The sequence below is a fragment of the Streptomyces sp. NPDC006610 genome (assembly GCF_040611575.1).
Classification (GTDB): Bacteria; Actinomycetota; Actinomycetes; order Streptomycetales; family Streptomycetaceae; genus Streptomyces.
The window spans coordinates 92,281-107,879 of record NZ_JBEXOP010000023.1 but is presented as its reverse complement, the minus strand read 5'-3'; the positions used below and the strand labels follow the sequence as shown (position 1 = coordinate 107,879).

The 15,599-nt window shown below is 72.0% G+C and carries 15 protein-coding genes; 10 read left to right on the top strand and 5 right to left on the bottom strand.

Annotated elements, in window-relative coordinates:
- Nucleotides 1-223: 223 nt before the first annotated feature.
- The 3 genes from ABZY13_RS19985 to ABZY13_RS19975 all read right to left on the bottom strand — a co-directional run bounded on the left by ABZY13_RS19985 (nucleotide 224) and on the right by ABZY13_RS19975 (nucleotide 3,708).
- On the bottom strand, nucleotides 224-1,303 hold the full coding sequence (locus tag ABZY13_RS19985; RefSeq protein WP_356632468.1) for a polyprenyl synthetase family protein: 1,080 nt from the start codon (nucleotides 1,301-1,303) through the stop codon (nucleotides 224-226).
- Nucleotides 1,304-1,401: 98 nt separating this feature from the next.
- Entirely contained in the window at nucleotides 1,402-2,925 is a 1,524-nt protein-coding gene (locus tag ABZY13_RS19980; RefSeq protein WP_356632466.1) for an AarF/UbiB family protein, read from the bottom strand.
- A gap of 126 nt (nucleotides 2,926-3,051) precedes the next feature.
- Nucleotides 3,052-3,708 carry a hypothetical protein gene (locus tag ABZY13_RS19975; RefSeq protein WP_356632464.1) on the bottom strand — a complete coding sequence of 219 codons (657 nt, stop codon included), beginning with the start codon at nucleotides 3,706-3,708 and terminating at the stop codon, nucleotides 3,052-3,054.
- A 446-nt stretch (nucleotides 3,709-4,154) separates the two neighbouring features.
- Between ABZY13_RS19975 and ABZY13_RS19970 the strand changes: the two genes are divergently transcribed.
- The 4 genes from ABZY13_RS19970 to ABZY13_RS19955 all read left to right on the top strand — a co-directional run bounded on the left by ABZY13_RS19970 (nucleotide 4,155) and on the right by ABZY13_RS19955 (nucleotide 7,242).
- Nucleotides 4,155-4,598: a hypothetical protein gene (locus tag ABZY13_RS19970; protein ID WP_356632462.1), complete on the top strand. Its 444-nt coding sequence runs from the start codon at nucleotides 4,155-4,157 to the stop codon at nucleotides 4,596-4,598.
- A gap of 112 nt (nucleotides 4,599-4,710) precedes the next feature.
- Complete coding sequence (locus ABZY13_RS19965; RefSeq protein WP_356632460.1) at nucleotides 4,711-4,986, top strand: polyprenyl synthetase; 276 nt, start codon at nucleotides 4,711-4,713, stop codon at nucleotides 4,984-4,986.
- Nucleotides 4,979-6,031: a polyprenyl synthetase family protein gene (locus ABZY13_RS19960; protein ID WP_356632458.1), complete on the top strand. Its 1,053-nt coding sequence runs from the start codon at nucleotides 4,979-4,981 to the stop codon at nucleotides 6,029-6,031. Before ABZY13_RS19965 ends, ABZY13_RS19960 begins: the two co-directional genes overlap by 8 nt.
- A gap of 38 nt (nucleotides 6,032-6,069) precedes the next feature.
- Entirely contained in the window at nucleotides 6,070-7,242 is a 1,173-nt protein-coding gene (locus tag ABZY13_RS19955) for an oxygenase MpaB family protein (RefSeq protein WP_356632456.1), read from the top strand.
- Between the two features lie 10 nt (nucleotides 7,243-7,252).
- Here the strand turns inward: ABZY13_RS19955 and ABZY13_RS19950 are convergent, their stop codons facing one another.
- Together ABZY13_RS19950 and ABZY13_RS19945 are read right to left on the bottom strand one after the other, a co-directional pair.
- Nucleotides 7,253-8,149, bottom strand: a complete 897-nt coding sequence (locus ABZY13_RS19950; protein ID WP_356632454.1) for a phosphorothioated DNA-binding restriction endonuclease — start codon at nucleotides 8,147-8,149, stop codon at nucleotides 7,253-7,255.
- Between the two features lie 140 nt (nucleotides 8,150-8,289).
- On the bottom strand, nucleotides 8,290-8,943 hold the full coding sequence (locus tag ABZY13_RS19945; protein ID WP_356632452.1) for a hypothetical protein: 654 nt from the start codon (nucleotides 8,941-8,943) through the stop codon (nucleotides 8,290-8,292).
- Between the two features lie 285 nt (nucleotides 8,944-9,228).
- On the opposite strand from ABZY13_RS19945, the gene hemL reads away from it, so the two are divergent.
- Genes hemL through ccsB form a run of 6 tightly spaced genes read left to right on the top strand, consistent with a single transcriptional unit; the run spans nucleotide 9,229 to nucleotide 15,569 of the window.
- Entirely contained in the window at nucleotides 9,229-10,548 is a 1,320-nt protein-coding gene (gene hemL, locus ABZY13_RS19940; protein WP_356632450.1) for a glutamate-1-semialdehyde 2,1-aminomutase, read from the top strand.
- Complete coding sequence (locus ABZY13_RS19935) at nucleotides 10,545-11,219, top strand: histidine phosphatase family protein (RefSeq protein ID WP_356632448.1); 675 nt, start codon at nucleotides 10,545-10,547, stop codon at nucleotides 11,217-11,219. Before hemL ends, ABZY13_RS19935 begins: the two co-directional genes overlap by 4 nt.
- 48 nt (nucleotides 11,220-11,267) lie before the next feature.
- On the top strand, nucleotides 11,268-11,915 hold the full coding sequence (locus tag ABZY13_RS19930; protein WP_356632446.1) for a TlpA disulfide reductase family protein: 648 nt from the start codon (nucleotides 11,268-11,270) through the stop codon (nucleotides 11,913-11,915).
- Between the two features lies 1 nt (nucleotide 11,916).
- Nucleotides 11,917-12,687, top strand: coding sequence for a cytochrome c biogenesis protein CcdA (locus ABZY13_RS19925; protein ID WP_356632444.1), 771 nt, complete (start codon nucleotides 11,917-11,919; stop codon nucleotides 12,685-12,687).
- 3 nt (nucleotides 12,688-12,690) lie between these two features.
- On the top strand, nucleotides 12,691-14,448 hold the full coding sequence (locus ABZY13_RS19920) for a cytochrome c biogenesis protein ResB (RefSeq protein ID WP_356632442.1): 1,758 nt from the start codon (nucleotides 12,691-12,693) through the stop codon (nucleotides 14,446-14,448).
- Nucleotides 14,445-15,569: a c-type cytochrome biogenesis protein CcsB gene (gene ccsB, locus ABZY13_RS19915; RefSeq protein WP_356632440.1), complete on the top strand. Its 1,125-nt coding sequence runs from the start codon at nucleotides 14,445-14,447 to the stop codon at nucleotides 15,567-15,569. The genes ABZY13_RS19920 and ccsB overlap by 4 nt, the downstream gene beginning before the upstream one ends.
- The last annotated feature ends 30 nt before the right edge of the window (nucleotides 15,570-15,599 follow it).

Genomic DNA, 15,599 nt, shown 5'->3' with positions numbered 1-15,599 from the left:
AAGGGACAGCCGGGTGGGAGGGGAGAGACGGTTGGGCGTCGGGCGCGCTGGTGCTCACGGCGGACTCCTGTTCGAGGGCCGGGAGGGGCGATACGGGAGGGCGATGCGGGAGGGGCCGGGGGCTGGAGGGCTGGACGAGTCCAGGGGCCGGACGAGTCCAGGGGCCGGACGAGTCCATGGACGTACGGGGGCGCGCGGTCCGAAAGCCGTACCGAGCCGCGCGTCACGCCGTACGGCGGACCGCCGACGTCGCGATACGGCGCAGTACCGCCGACACCCGGGGAGCGAGCTCCGCCCGGTCCAGGGCCGCGAGGGCGGTGTCGTAGCGTTCGGCGATCATGTGTTCGACGGTGTCGCGGGCACCGGTCCGCTCCAGGATCCGGCGCACGCGCGCCGCGCCCTCCGCGTCCAGCAGCGGATCACCGACCAGCCGGGCCAGTTGCTCCCGCTCGGCCCGGTCGGCCCGGCGCACGGCCAGCGCCATGAGCACGGTGGCCTTGCCGGACCGAAGATCCTCGTCGGCGGACTTGCCGGTCACGCCGGGGTCGCCGAAGACGCCGAGCAGGTCGTCCCGCAACTGGTACGCCTCGCCCAACGGCAGCGCGAACGCCGAGCAGGCGCGCAGCAGGGCGGCGTCCGCGCCGGCCAGGGCCGCGCCCAGCTGGAAGGGCCGTTCGACGGTGTACTGCGCGGTCTTGAGGCGGTTCGCGGTCAGCGCCCGCTCCACGTCACCGCTCGCCGCGCCCGTCGCCAGTACATCCAGGTACTGGCCCCGGACCAGCTCGTCGCGCATGGCGTCGACCAACGGCAGGACCACCTCGGACTCGCGGGGCGACAGACGCGCGGCGTGCAGCATCTCGTCGGCGCGCACGAGGGCGAGGTCGCCGAGGAGGATGGCGGCGCTGGTGCCGAAGGCGTCGGCGTCCCGCCGGCGGGGGTGCCGGGCGGCGAAGGCGCGGTGGGCGGTGGGGCGGCCGCGGCGGGTGTCGCTCGCGTCCATGATGTCGTCGTGGATGAGGGCGAAGGCGTGGAACAGTTCGAGGCTCGCCGCGAGCCGCAGCAGCCGCTCGTCGTCGCCGGTTCCGCCGCCGGCGTGCCAGCCGAGGACGCACAGCAGCGGGCGGAGGCGTTTGCCGGGGGCGAGGACGAAGTCGGCCAGGGCGGTGGACAGTTCGTCGGCGGGAGCGCGCTGGGCGGGCACGGTCGTGCGCCCGCGGCGGAGGAACGCGGCGAGGGCGGTGTCGATACGGGAGCGCAGGTCGGTCGGGTCGAGGGTGTCCGTCGTGGCGGCGTCGGTACTCACCCGGACTCCTTGGTGGTGAGGTGGTGGGGGACGGGGACGGCTGAAGGGGGTTGCCGCACCAGAGTGGGCGGGCTCCTGCAGGGGGTCGGGGCTCGTGCTCAGCCGAGCTTGGACTGGTGGTGCCACAGCAGCGCGGCGCCGATGGCCAGGGCCGCCTCCATGGGGCCGAGGCGCAGGGCGGCTTCGCGGTGGTGGGGCCGGCGCGGCCTGTTGAGCGTCATCCGCATGCTCAGATCGCTGTTGGACAGGTCCCGGGTGACCCCGCGCAGCTGCTGGGGAGCGGCGGCGCCGGCGGTGATGACCTCCAGGGCGGTGCGTACGGCCTGGTGGGGAGAGATGTTCTCCTTGATCAGGTCGGTGACGATGCCGAGGAGTTCCTCGGAGAACACCTCGATGATCGACAGCTCGGGGCTCAGATGCCGGATGGAGCCCTCGATGTTGGCGAACGACTTCCCGAGGATGGACACCATGGGGCTGGTGCGGATGCCGCGCCGTGTGGAGTGCTGGAGCACCGCCGTGAGCGTGACGCCGAAGTTGAGCTCCTCCAGGGAGGCGGTCGCGATCTGGGGGACCAGGGCCGCCATGTCGCCGGCGAAGGCGGAGGCGTTGGTCCAGGACGTGGTGCTGCCCATGTCGATCCAGGCGCGGGCGGTTCCGGCGCCGTCGTTCATGGCCAGGTTCAGCAGCATGAGCAGGATGCTGGTGCTCATCGGCCGGTCGATGCGGCCCACCATGCCCCAGTCGATCAGGGTGGCGGGCTCGCCGGGTTCGACGAACACGTTCCCGGGGTGCGGGTCGGCGTGGAAGACGCGGTCGACGAAGTAGCCGCGGTACATGAACGCCAGGAGGTCGCGTCCGATGGCGGCGCGTTCCTCGGCGGAGAACGCGTCACGGTCCGCCTCCCGGATCGGCCTGCCCGGCGCGAGGCTCTGCACCAGGACGCGGGGGGTGGCCTTGAGCACGTCCGGCACGGCGATGTACTCGAAGTCGGCGGCGGCCTTGCCGGCCTCAGCCATGTTGCGGGCCTCCATCACGAAGTCCAGCTCCGGCCGCATCGCGTCGAAGACCACGCCGAGCATCGCCTCGACGTCGATGACCTCGTTGAACCGCGGCGCGCGACGGGCCGCGACCCGGGCCAGGGTGCCCATCAGCCTCATGTCGGCGGCCACCGTCTCGCGCACGCCGGGCCGCTGGATCTTGACGGCGACCTGACGGCCCGAGGGCAGCTCGGCCCGGTAGACCTGCGACAGGGAGGCGGTGCCCAGCGGGTTGTGCGTGTCGATGTCGCGGAACGAACGCCGCCACAGCGGACCCAGCTCCTCGGTGAGGACCGGCTCGAACTCGGTGAACGGCGCGGGCGCGGCCTGGTCCTGGAGCTTCTCGAACTCGGTGATCATCTCCGGGGTGACGATGTCGGGACGGGTGGCCAGCATCTGTCCGACCTTGATGTAGAAGGGGCCCAGGCTCTCCAGCGCGCCGCGCAGGTCGCGGGCTCGGCGCAGGGCGTTGGTGTCCTCGCCCGCCGCCGCGCGGCCGGTCCGGTTCACGACGCGCGCCGCCTCGCATCCGGCGAGCCGGCCGAGCACGCGCAGCAGCAGCCGCCCGCGGCCGGAGCTCACCACGACGGCCGCCGGAGGGCCGGAGGGCCGGGCGGACGCCGAGGGGCAGCGGAAGGGGTCGGGCAGCCGGTCGGGATACGGGTCCGGTGGCGAGTCGGGCAGCCGGCCGGGCGGCGGCGGGCCCCGGCGTCAGCCACCGGAGATCCGGTCGATGCGGTTCGCCAGCTGGGACAGCTGGTCCTTGAGCGCCCTGAACTCCTCGCCGTCACGTCCCCCTCGACTGCCCCGGCCCTCCCGGCCCTCCAGACCCTCCCGGCTCTCCCGCTCGTACCGCCGGTCGCCGCCATGATGGCGGTCCTCGTCACGGGATCCGTCGGGGTCGGGCCGGCGCCGGGGCCCGCGGTCGTGCCGGCCGCGGCGCCCCCGGCCGTCGCGGTCGTCCCGGTCGTCGCCGTGCCAGTCGTCGTCGTACCGGTCGTCGTACGGGTCGTAGCCGTCGTGCGGAAGGTCACGGTCGTGGCGGTCGTGGCGATCACGTCGATCGTGCCGGTCCCGCCGCCGGTGCCGGTCGTGCCGGTCGTGCCGGTCGTCCCAGTCATACCGGTCGTCCCTGTCCCTGTCCCTGTCCCATCGGTCGTCCCTGTCGTAGCGGTCCCGTCGGTCCCAGCGGTCGCGCCGGTCGTCGTCCCAGTCGTCCGGATCGTCGTCCAGAGCCCTGCTGAACGAACGCCGCATTCCACGCTCGAAATCACCGGCGCGGTCCAGCGCGTCGTCGACCAGCTCTTCCGTGGCGTGAACAATTCGCTGGAGGGCATGACTGAACGACGTGCGTGATCGGCGGGGCATAAAACCTCCCGAGGCAGAAAACAGGGGATCGTCCGAGGGGCGGCCTTTCGCAGCCGGTTAATGGGATGTTGTCCGCCGCCCACCCGGAAAAACGCGACCCGGCACGCTTTGCCTCGATCGAGGGAGCGCGCGTGTCGAAAGGGCGCCGCACGCCGGGCGTGCGCCGATCGTTGCTGGTCAGCCGGTGTTCATGGCCGATTAGAGCCGTCCCGATGGGCCAACCCCTGGCCACGGCCGCGCCTCTTCTCCTTGCAAACGGAACCGACACGCGGCAGTCGGAGCAGATAATCCAACTTTCCCGCTCTCCCGGTGTGCCTGGCGCACGCCCTCATTCGGCCATATATCCGTCCGACCGATTCATCCGACGCCATTCAACGGAATAACGACAATGAATCGCCGTCCCTGCGGCGGCGCCCACGGAGTCCGCGCGGAAAGGAATGATGAATATGGCGGACATCAGGAAAATCGAGGCGCACGTCCGCACCGCGGACCTGCCGCGCGCCGGAACCTACGGCTGGGTCTACCTCGGCATCGCCGGCCGCGAGTTCGTGCTCAACGCCGCCGGCACCAGCGCCGGCACCGAGCGAGGCGACAACTGGACCTTCGTCCTCGGTGAGGACGCCAACATCGAGAACGCGAACCACAACGACCCGCGCCGCCCCCAGCTCGACACCGACGACCTCGACCGCTACCCCACCTACCTCCGCTTCGAGCCCGCCGGCCACCACCCGGCCTGGTGCGTGGAACGCGTCTGGGTCACCGTCAACCCCCACTCCGACACCCCCCACACCTTCGACAACCCCAACCTCGCCGACTTCGGCGAACACCGCCGCCTGTGGCTGGCCCAGGAGTACGGCAAGACGCTGTACCTCAAGCGGTACACGCCCTGAGCTGACAAGTGCGCACGCCTGTACGGGCGTTCACCCGTCGGTGAGTTGCCGCCGCACCGAACCGCCCCCGCGGTCAGCCTGGACATGACGGGACCGGCGAGGGGAGACGAACGTGACCGGGGAGGGCGGGGCCCGCGAGGGCCTGGACGAGCAGGCGGTGCTGCTGGCGGCGGGGCTCGCCGATCTGGCGGTGAGCACGCTGGGGGCGGCGTGGGGGACGGTGCGGGGGCTGCTGCGGCGCTCGGACGCGGCCCAACTGGCGGCCGACGCCGAGCGGGACCTCGTCGCGCGGGGCCGCCTGGCCCTGGACCGGTACGCGGCGCCGCCGGCGCACCTCGAAATCCTGGCCCGGCACGCACTGGCCCGGCGGGCGGGCGGCGGTGACTGAGCAGTGGGACGCGCCCGCGTTCCGGGCGCGCGTCGATGCCGTACTGCGCTCGTTCGTGGGCGCGGAGGCCGACCGGCTGGCGGACATCGATCCCCTGCTGACCCCGGTCGCGGTCCGGCTGGAGTCGGCGGTGGCCGAGGGCAAGCGGCTGCGCGCGGCGTTCTGCTACTGGGGCTGGCGGGCGGCGGGCCAGCCGGACAGCGACGCCATGGTGCGGGCTGCGGCGTCCATGGAACTGGTGCACGCCGCGGCGGTCGTCCACGACGACCTCATCGACGACAGCCCGCTGCGGCACGGCCGTCCCACCGCCCATGTGGCCCTGCGCTCCGCGGTGGCCCACCGGCCCGGCGCCGCCCGCGCGGCCCGGTCGCTTGCCATGCTGACCGGCGATCTGCTGATGTCCCTCGCGGGACAGCTGTTCGTCACCAGCGGCCTGCCGGCCGCCTACCTCGGCCGGGCCCGCCCGCTGTGGGGCGCGCTGGCCCGCGACCTGATCGCCGGGGAGTGCCTGGAGATCCTGCACACCGCGGGCGTCCCGGACACGGCGGTGTCGCTGAAGGTGATCCGCTACAAGACGGCCAAGTACACCGTCGAGCAGCCCCTGTTGATCGGCGGCGCCCTGGCCGGGGCCGACGGCGAACTGGGCGCCGGCTACCGGGCGTACGGCCTGCCGCTGGGCGAGGCGTTCCAGCTGCGCGACGACCTCATCGGCCTGTTCGGGGACGCGCGCGTCACCGGCAAGGCGAGCGCCGACGACGTACGCGGCCACCGGCCCACCGCGCTGCTCGCCGAGACCTGGCGGCTGGCCGACGACGCGGACCGGATCCGGATGCGCGCCCTGCTGGGCCGCCCCGACCCCGACGGGGAGCGACTCGAAGAGGTACGGGAGCTGATGCGCCGGCTGAAGGCGCCGGACCGCGTGGAAGCCATGATCGCCGAACGCGTGGACGAGGCCCTGACCGCCCTGGACGCCCTGAGCCTGCCCGCGCCCGCCGCCACGGCCCTGCGCACCCTGACGGACGCGGCGGCACACCGCCGCCACTGACCCGCCCCGACCCCGACCCCGACCCAAGGAGCGCTGTCATGGCCCGCACCGAGGCGTCACAGCCGTCACCGGACGCCCTGCGCGAGGTCGGCGACGAACTCGCCGACGCCACCGTGGCCACCCTCTTCGAACGCGGGGAGGTGGGCACGCTCAACACCCTGATGCGGTACGTCTCCACCGCGGGCGCCCCGCTCCCCGACGGCCTGCCCGAGGTGGCGCGCGACTACCTCGCCCGGACCGCCGCCCCGCCCGCGTGGGTCGACTGGGGCGAGATGGAGAAGGCGCGGCTGTTCTTCATCGACAACAACGTGCACATCTCCACGGCCCTGTCGTTCGCGTCGATGCCGGCCTGCTACGTCGTGCCGCACGTGGCGAAGCTGCTGTCGGCCACGCACTCGCTGAAGTACCCCGCCAAACGCATGGCGGAGACCGGCCAGTTCACCGTCCACCTCATGCAGCCCGACGCCTTCGAGGCCGGCAGCCGCTTCATCCCCGCCGCACAGAAGGTCCGCCTGCTGCACGCCGCCATCCGCCACCACCTGCGGCGGGAGGACCGCTGGGACACGGCGGCGCTGGGCGTGCCGATCTGCCAGGAGGACATGATCGGCGGGCAGATGTTCTTCTCCCTGCTGGTCCTCGACAGCCTGCACCGCCTCGGCGTCCACATGTCCCAGGAGGGCGCGGAGGCCTACTACTACGCCTGGCGGGTCGTCGGCGCCATGCTCGGCGTCGACCAGGACGCCGTACCGAAGACCCTGGAGGAGGCGCGCCGCTTCCTGGACCTGTACATGATCCGGCACATGGGCCCCTCAGAAGAGGGCGCGCACCTGACGCGGCAGCTGATCGACCTGTACGAGGAGGTCGTTCCGGGGACGTTCTTCGACCCGATCGTCTCCGCGCTGATCCGCCACCTCGTCGGCGACACCTGCGCCGACTGGCTCGACGTCCCGAAAACCCCGTGGGACACCGTCGTCCGGGCCGTCCCCCACCTCCTCGGCGCCCTGGAGACCATCGAGGACCGTTCCCCCCTGGGCGCCTGGGCCCTGGACCGCCTCGGCCACCTCACCACGGTCCTCGAACTCTCCTCGCTGACCCGCGGACGCGTGATGCACTACGCCATCCCCGAGCACCTGAAGAAGGACTACGGCGTCAAGGACACGGTCCCTCGCAGCCGACGCTGGGTGCCGCCGGCGTCGGACGTCGGGGCGTGAGGCGGGATGCTCAGCCGGCAGCCGCGGCAGGGCGCGGTTCGCCGTGGAAGACCTCCCGGGCATGCCAGGCGCGGTGAGCTGCGGCAACGGGGCGTGTGCCGGGCTGGGGGCCGATGAGCGGGCGGCCCGCGAGGGCTATGACGTGCTCACGGGCGGCGGGGCTGTGGCCGACGAAGCGTTGCGAGACCAGGATGCGGTGATCGTCTCCCACACCGAGGACGCCCTTGTCGAAGAGCTTGTGGTGGAGCGCACACAGGCACAGCCCGTTCTCCGTCTCGTCGGGTCCGCCGAACGCCCACCAGCGCACGTGGGCGGCCTCCAGCCCGACCGGTACCGCGCCGATCCTGCCGTCGTACCCGCAGAAGGCGCACCGGTACTCGTAGGCGGTCAGCACCCGCTCCCGCATCCGCGGGTCCCGCTGCCTGCGTGCCGCGGCGAGCGGTTCGGCCTCCGCCGGCTCCAGCGCCAGGCCCACGGCTTCGCACAGTTCCCCGTGCAGAGAGGACGGGAAGTGCAGGTCGAGCAGCAAGCGCGCGATCCTGCCGAGCAGTTCGGGCTCACGTCGCAGGGCCGCTCTCAGGTCCGGCGCGAGCCGCCCGGTCGCGCCCGTATCCCGGAGGTCCCGCACCCCGCTGCCCGGGCTGCCCGGTCCGCGATCGGTGCGCACTTCCCATACGCCGTCGCCGACCAGGTGGTGGAAGGGGTAGGCGGGGGTCGTCCTGCGGGGTGGCCCGTACTCGATCAGCAGCCGTTGCAGGTCCTGCTCCACCGCGGTGTACCGCAGACCGCCGCCGGCGTCCTCCTGGAACCGGCCGAGGGCGTACAGGAGCAGCAGCGGCTTGTGCGGAGCGCGCGTTCCACTCCTGGTCCACTGCCTCAGCCTCGCCATCCGCTCCAGCCAGTCCATGGCGGCTGATCGTAGACGGGGCCGCCCGCACATGTGCGGGACCGCTCGGACTTGCTGCCTGCCCGGGAGTGGGGCGGCCCCCCGACCCGCACGAAAAGGGCGGGACCCGAAGACCCCGCCCACCCCCAAGCCTCCTCAGCTCACGGCCACACCAGGCAGTAAGGCTGATGCCCCGCCTCATGCAGCCGGTGCGAGAAGTCCTGCCACTCGTGCAGCAGCTGGTACACGTTGAACGCGTCCCGCGGGCCGCCCCGGTCCGGGACCGTCGACCAGATGAAGGCCGCCGCGCCGACCGCCTCCTCGCCGATGCCGCGCAAGGGGTCCACGACCGTCATGGGGAGCTTCACCACGGCGTAGTCGGGGTGCAGGACGACCAGCTCCAGCGGCGGCACCTTGTGGAGGGGGACGCCCTCGATGCCGGTGAGGACCATCGCGGCCATCGTCTCCGGCTTGATCTTGGTGAACATGCCGTTCATGCCGAGCTCGTCGCCGCCCAGTTCCTCGGGGCGCATCGAGATCGGGACGCGGGCCGCGGTCGCACCGTCCGGCGCGCCGAAGTACTTGTACGTCACCCCCACCCGACCACCATTCCTGCTCTCCGCCCGCAGGCGCTCCACCCGGCGCTCCGTCCGGCGGTCGGCCGGCCGCCGGTCGACCGGCTCGGGCTCACTCGGTACTCCGTGGTTCTGACGTGCCTCGGTCGTTTCCTCCGCCTCGCGTCGGTGCCTTCCCCGCCGGGCACGTCGAGGACCCAGGTCGTCAGTCCCCTCGCCCAGTCCGCCACCGCGATGCATATCTCCACCCGACTGCTTTTCTAGGACCCGTGTCCCCGGCCGCGCAACCCGATCATCGTGTCAGTGACCTCCCCCACGGCCGCCCGCCGAAACGTGCGCACGCAAACGACTGACCGTCGGATCCTCGCAGGCCCTGACCCTCTCACCCCGCGCAAGCTGTGTGTATCGGGTCTCAGTTTCGCAGATGCCGCCGCGTCGCACACCGTGATACCCGGTCCCGGCCGCTGGCCTACTCTGAGGGAGTCACTGCAACCGGAGTCCGAGAAGTCGGAGAAGTCGCACGTCATGAGCGAACTGCCCTATTCATACGAAGCGCCGGCCTCGCAGGCGCTGTTCGACCGTGCGGCCGCCGTCACGCCGGGCGGCGTGAACTCCCCGGTGCGCGCCTTCCGCGCGGTCGGCGGCACGCCCCGGTTCATGGTGTCCGGCAGCGGCCCGTATCTGACGGACGCGGACGGCCGGGAGTACGTCGACCTCGTGTGCTCCTGGGGACCCATGATCCTCGGGCACGCGCACCCCGAGGTCGTCGCCGCCGTGCAGGAGGCCGTCACGCGCGGTACGTCCTTCGGGACGCCCGGCGAGGGCGAGGTCGCCCTCGGCGAGGAGATCGTCGCCCGGGTCGCGCCCGTCGAGCAGGTGCGGCTGGTCTCCAGCGGCACCGAGGCGACCATGTCCGCGATCCGGCTCGCCCGCGGATTCACCGGGCGGTCCAAGGTGATCAAGTTCGCCGGCTGCTACCACGGCCACGTCGACGCCCTCCTCGCCTCCGCCGGCAGCGGCGTCGCCACGTTCGCCCTCCCCGACACGCCCGGTGTGACCGGTGCGCAGGCCGGTGACACGATCGTCCTGCCGTACAACGACCTCGACGCCGTGCACGCCGCCTTCGCCGCCCACCCCGGCGAGATCGCCTGCGTCATCACCGAGGCCTCGCCCGGCAACATGGGCGTCGTGCCGCCCGTGCCCGGCTTCAACCAAGGGCTGAAGGACGTCTGCGCGAAGAGCGGCGCCCTCTACATCTCCGACGAGGTCATGACCGGGTTCCGCACCAGCCGCGCCGGATGGTTCGGGATCGACGGCGTGGTGCCCGACCTCATGACCTTCGGCAAGGTGATGGGCGGCGGCTTCCCCGCCGCGGCCTTCGGCGGACGCGCCGACGTCATGGCGCACCTCGCCCCCGCCGGGCCCGTCTACCAGGCCGGCACCCTCTCCGGGAACCCCGTCGCCACGGCCGCCGGCCTCGCCCAGCTCAGGCTCCTCGACGACGCCGCCTACGCCGGGGTCGACGCCGTCTCGGCGGAGATCCGCGGGCTGGTCTCCGACGCGCTGAGCAAGGAGGGCGTCGCGCACACCGTGCAGAACGCCTCCAACATGTTCTCCGTCTTCTTCACCGACCGGCCGGTGCGCGACTACGAGGCCGCCAAGGCGCAGGAGTCGTACCGCTACACCGCCTTCTTCCACGCGATGCTGGCGAACGGCGTCTACCTGCCGCCGTCGTCCTTCGAGTCCTGGTTCGTGTCCACCGCGCACGACGAGCGCGCGGTGCAGCGGATCGCCGACGCCCTCCCGGCGGCGGCGCGAGCGGCGGCGGAGGCCACGGCAGCATGAGCGAGATCACCGTCGTACACCTGATGCGGCACGGCGAGGTCGAGAACCCGGACGGTGTGCTGTACGGGCGGCTGGCCGGATATCACCTGTCCGAGCTGGGCCGGCGGATGGCCGACCGGGTCGCCGAGCACCTCGCCGACCGTGACATCGCCCACGTCGGCGCGTCCCCGCTGGAGCGGGCGCAGGAGACGGCGGCGCCGATCGCCAAGGCCCACGGCCTCGACGTGGCCACCGACGAACGGCTCATCGAGGCCGAGAACGTCTTCCAGGGCAAGACCTTCGGCGTCGGGGACGGGGCGCTGCGCCGGCCCGGCAACTGGCGCCACCTCGTCAACCCGTTCAAGCCGTCCTGGGGCGAGCCGTACGTCGACCAGGTCGTGCGGATGATGGGCGCGCTGGACACCGCCAAGGACCGCGCCCGCGGGCACGAGGCCGTGCTGGTCAGCCACCAGCTGCCGATCTGGATCGTGCGGTCGTACGTCGAGCGGCGCAAGCTCTGGCACGACCCGCGCCGCCGGCAGTGCACCCTCGCCTCCCTGACGTCGTTCACCTACGACGGCGACCGCATCGTGTCCATCGCCTACAGCGAGCCCGCCCGGGACCTCGTACCCCCCCACCTGCTGGCCGGCGCCAAGCCCGTGAAAGGCAAGGACAAGGCCTTCGGCGCCTAAACGAGGGGGTGCCCAAGATCCCCGGAACGGGCATGCGAAACTTTTCACATGAGTGCCGCCAGCCGCGCCTCCCTGCGCTCGAACCGCCCACGCCGCACCCGTCGCCGCGCCGCTCCGCCGATCCGCAGAGCGGCGTCGGCCGCGGTCCTGCTCGCCGCGCTCGCCGCCGTCTCCGCGTGCTCCGAAGGCACCAACGGGGGCGGCGGAGGCACCAACTTCGTCGCCGGGTCCGACGGCGTCGACACCGTCGAGAAGGGCGAGCGGGCCGCCCTGCCCGCACTGTCCGGGAAGACGGTCTCCGGCGGGCACGTCGACGTCGCCGACCACCGGGGCAAGGTCGTCGTCATCAACGTCTGGGGCTCCTGGTGCCCGCCCTGCCGCGCCGAGGCGAAGAACTTCGAGGCCGTGTACAAGGACCTCAAGGACGACGGGGTCGAGTTCGTCGGCATCAACACCCGCGACGCCAGCACCGGCCTCGCCCGCGCCTTCGAGAAGGAGTTCGGGGTCACCTACCCGAGCCTGTACGACCCCACCGGCAAGCTGATGCTCCGCTTCGCGAAGGGCACCCTGAACCCGCAGGCCGTGCCCTCCACCCTCGTCGTCGACCGGGAGGGGAAGATCGCCGCGCGCACCCTCCAGGCGCTCAGCGAGAAGAAGCTGCGCGAGATGATCGCCCCCGTGCTCGCGGAGAAGTGACGTGACCGCAGCGTCCGTGCTCGCCGCCACCGGAACCAACGCGACGGTCCTCAACGGAGCCCTGCTCCTCGCGATCCCGCTCGCGCTGCTCGGCGGACTCGTCTCCTTCTTCTCCCCCTGCGTCCTGCCCCTGGTCCCCGGCTACCTCTCGTACGTCACCGGGGTCAGCGGCACCGACCTGGCCGAGGCCAGACGCGGCCGGATGGCCGCCGGGGCCTCCCTGTTCGTGCTCGGCTTCACCGCCGTCTTCGTGTCCGGCGGCGCCCTCTTCGGCTACTTCGGCTCCACGCTCCAGCAGCACCAGACCACCCTGTCCCGGGTGCTCGGCGTCGTCATGGTCCTGATGGGCGTGTTCTTCATGGGCCTGATGCCCTGGCTCACCCAGCGGGAGTTCCGCTTCCACAAGCGGCCGGTGGCCGGCCTGGTCGGCGCCCCCGTGCTGGGCGCGCTGTTCGGGATCGGCTGGACGCCCTGCATCGGCCCGACCCTCGCCTCCGTGCTGGCGCTCTCCTCCAACCAGGCCAGCGCCGGCCGCGGGGCCGTACTCACCATCGCCTACTGCCTCGGCCTGGGTGTGCCGTTCGTGCTCGCCGCCATCGCCTTCCGCAAGGCCCTCGGCGCGTTCGGCTGGGTCAAGCGCCACTATGTCTGGGTGATGCGCATCGGCGGCGTCATGATGATCGCAACCGGGCTGCTGCTGCTGACCGGCGCGTGGGACCGCCTCGTGCAGGAGATGCAGACCTGGTCCAACGGCTTCACTGTGGGGATCTGATCGATGAGCAGCACAGAGACCACCGAGAAAACCACCCGGACCGAGGCCGCGGCCCCGGTCCCGGGCGAGGAGCAGGAGCTGAGCGCCGCCGGCTCCCAGCTGTCCACCGCCCCCCGTGAGGAGGCGCCCCACCTGCCGGCGCTCGGCGTCACCGGCTGGCTCCGCTGGTTCTGGCGGCAGCTCACCTCGATGCGGGTGGCGCTGCTGCTGCTCCTGCTGCTGTCGCTGGCCGCGATCCCCGGCTCGCTGATCCCGCAGAACGGCGTCGACCCCACCCAGGTCGCCGACTTCCGGCAGCGCCACGAGAGCCTCGCCCCGATCTACGACCGGCTCGGCCTGTTCGACGTCTACAGCTCGGTGTGGTTCTCCGCGATCTACATCCTGCTGTTCGTCTCCCTCATCGGCTGCATCGTCCCGCGCACCTGGCAGTTCGTCGGCCAGCTGCGCGGACGCCCGCCGGCGGCGCCCCGCCGGCTGACCCGGCTGCCCGCGTACACGACGTGGCGCACCGGGGCCGAGCCCGAGCAGGTGCGCGAGGCCGCCCTCGCACTGCTGCGGCAGCGCCGCTTCCGGGCGCACGCCGCCGGTGACGCGGTCGCCGCCGAGAAGGGCTATCTGCGCGAGGTCGGCAACCTCGCCTTCCACATCGCGCTGATCGTGCTGCTGGTCGCCTTCGGCTGGGGGCAGCTGTACAAGTCGGAGGGGACCAAGCTGGTGCTGGAGGGCGACGGGTTCGCCAACACCCTCACGCAGTACGACGACTTCCGCTCCGGCAGCCTGTTCACCCAGGACGACCTGGACCCGTTCAGCTTCAACCTCGAGGAGTTCGAGGGCACCTACGAGACCCGGGGCCCCAACCAGGGCACCGCCCGCACCTACGCGGCCCACGTCAACTACAGCGTCGGCGCCTACGGCGAGGAGCGGAAGGCCACCATCACCGTCAACGACCCGCTGGAGGTCGGCGGCACCAAGGTCCACCTCGGCAGCCACGGCTACGCGCCCGTCGTCACCGTCCGGGACGGCAAGGGCAACGTGGTGATGGACAAGGAGGCCGTGCCGCTGCTGCCGCTCGACGGGTTCGTCACCTCGACCGGCGCGATCAAGGTCATGGACGGCTACCGCAGCCCCGAGGGCAAGCGGGAGCAGCTCGGCTTCAACGCCTTCTTCGTGCCGACCTTCGCCGGCGAGGGCCGGGGCACGATGGTCTCCCAGTTCCCCGCGCTGCTGAACCCGCGGCTGGCGCTGTCGGCGTACCACGGCGACCTCGGCGTCGACTCGGGCATCCCGCAGAGCGTGTACCAGCTGAACAAGAAGCACCTCAAGGAGTTCAAGGACGCCGACGGCAAGCTGTTCAAGAAGCGGCTGGCCATCGGCGAGACCATGACACTGCCGGGCGGCGCCGGGTCGGTCACCTTCGAGGGCGTCCAGGAGTGGGCCAGCTTCAACATCGCCCGGCAGCCCGCGAGCGGCTGGGCGCTCGGCGGCTCGGCCGTCGCGACCGTCGGCCTGGCCGCCTCCCTGTTCGTCCAGCGCCGCCGCGTGTGGGTGCGCGCGGTGCGCGGCGAGGACGGCGTCACCGTCGTGGAGATGGCCGGCCTCGGCCGCAGCGAGTCCGCGAAGGTGCCCGAGGAACTGGGCGACCTCGCCGCAGTCCTGTACGACAAGGCTCCGGGCGCACCGGAGCCCGGCCACGACCCCGACGAACCGTCCGACCCCGCCGACCCCGCCGTATCTGCATCTGCCGAAGGGGCTGAGAAGTGACTCTCGCCGCCGCAACGGATCTCGCCGCAGCAACCAACGAGAACCTCGCGAACCTGAGCAACACGCTGATCTACTCCTCGATGGCCGTCTACACGCTGGCCTTCTTCGCCTACATCGCCGAATGGATCTTCGGCAGCCGCAGCAGGGTCGGCCGCACCGCCGCCGCCCTCACCGCACCGGCCGCGGCGAACGCGCCCGCGGTCACCGTCCGCACGGGCGGCGGCACCGCCGTGCTCGAACGGCCGAAGGTCGTCGCCCGGTCCACCGGCGGCGACCGGGACGTGCCGGACGGCCCCGGCGCGCACGGCGGCACCGAGAAGGGCGACCTCTACGGGCGCATCGCGGTCGCGCTGAGCGTGCTCGGCTTCCTCATCGAGTTCGGCGGCGTCCTCACCCGCGCCCTGTCGGTGGAGCGGGCGCCGTGGGGCAACATGTACGAGTTCAACATCACCTTCTCCACGGTCGCGGTCGGCGTGTTCGTCACGCTGCTCGCGCTGCGGAAGAACGTGCGCTGGCTCGGACTGCCCCTGACCACGACCGTCCTGCTCGACCTCGGTCTCGCCGTCACCGTCCTGTACACCGAGAGCGACCAGCTGGTCCCGGCCCTCCAGTCGTACTGGCTGTGGATCCACGTCTCCACGGCGATCCTGTGCGGCGCGGTCTTCTACGTCGCCGCGGTCTCCACGATCCTCTACCTGTTCCGGGACTCCCACGAGACCAAGCTCGCCTCCGGCGGCACCCCCGGCCGCTTCGCCAGCTCGGTGCTGGACCGGCTGCCCGCCGCGGCATCCCTGGACAAGTTCTCCTACCGCGTCAACGCCGCCGTCTTCCCGCTGTGGACGTTCACGATCATCGCGGGCGCCATCTGGGCGGGTGACGCCTGGGGCCGCTACTGGGGCTGGGACCCCAAGGAGACCTGGTCCTTCATCACCTGGATCGCCTACGCCTGCTACCTGCACGCCCGCGCCACCGCCGGCTGGAAGGGCCGCAAGGCCGCCTACCTGGCCCTGCTGGCGTTCGGCTGCTGGCTGTTCAACTACTACGGCGTCAACATCTTCGTCACCGGCAAGCACTCCTACGCCGACGTCGGCCTGGGCGTGCTCCAGTCGGCCGGGTTCTGACAGCGGCAGGGCGAGCAGGCGGGCCGGTTG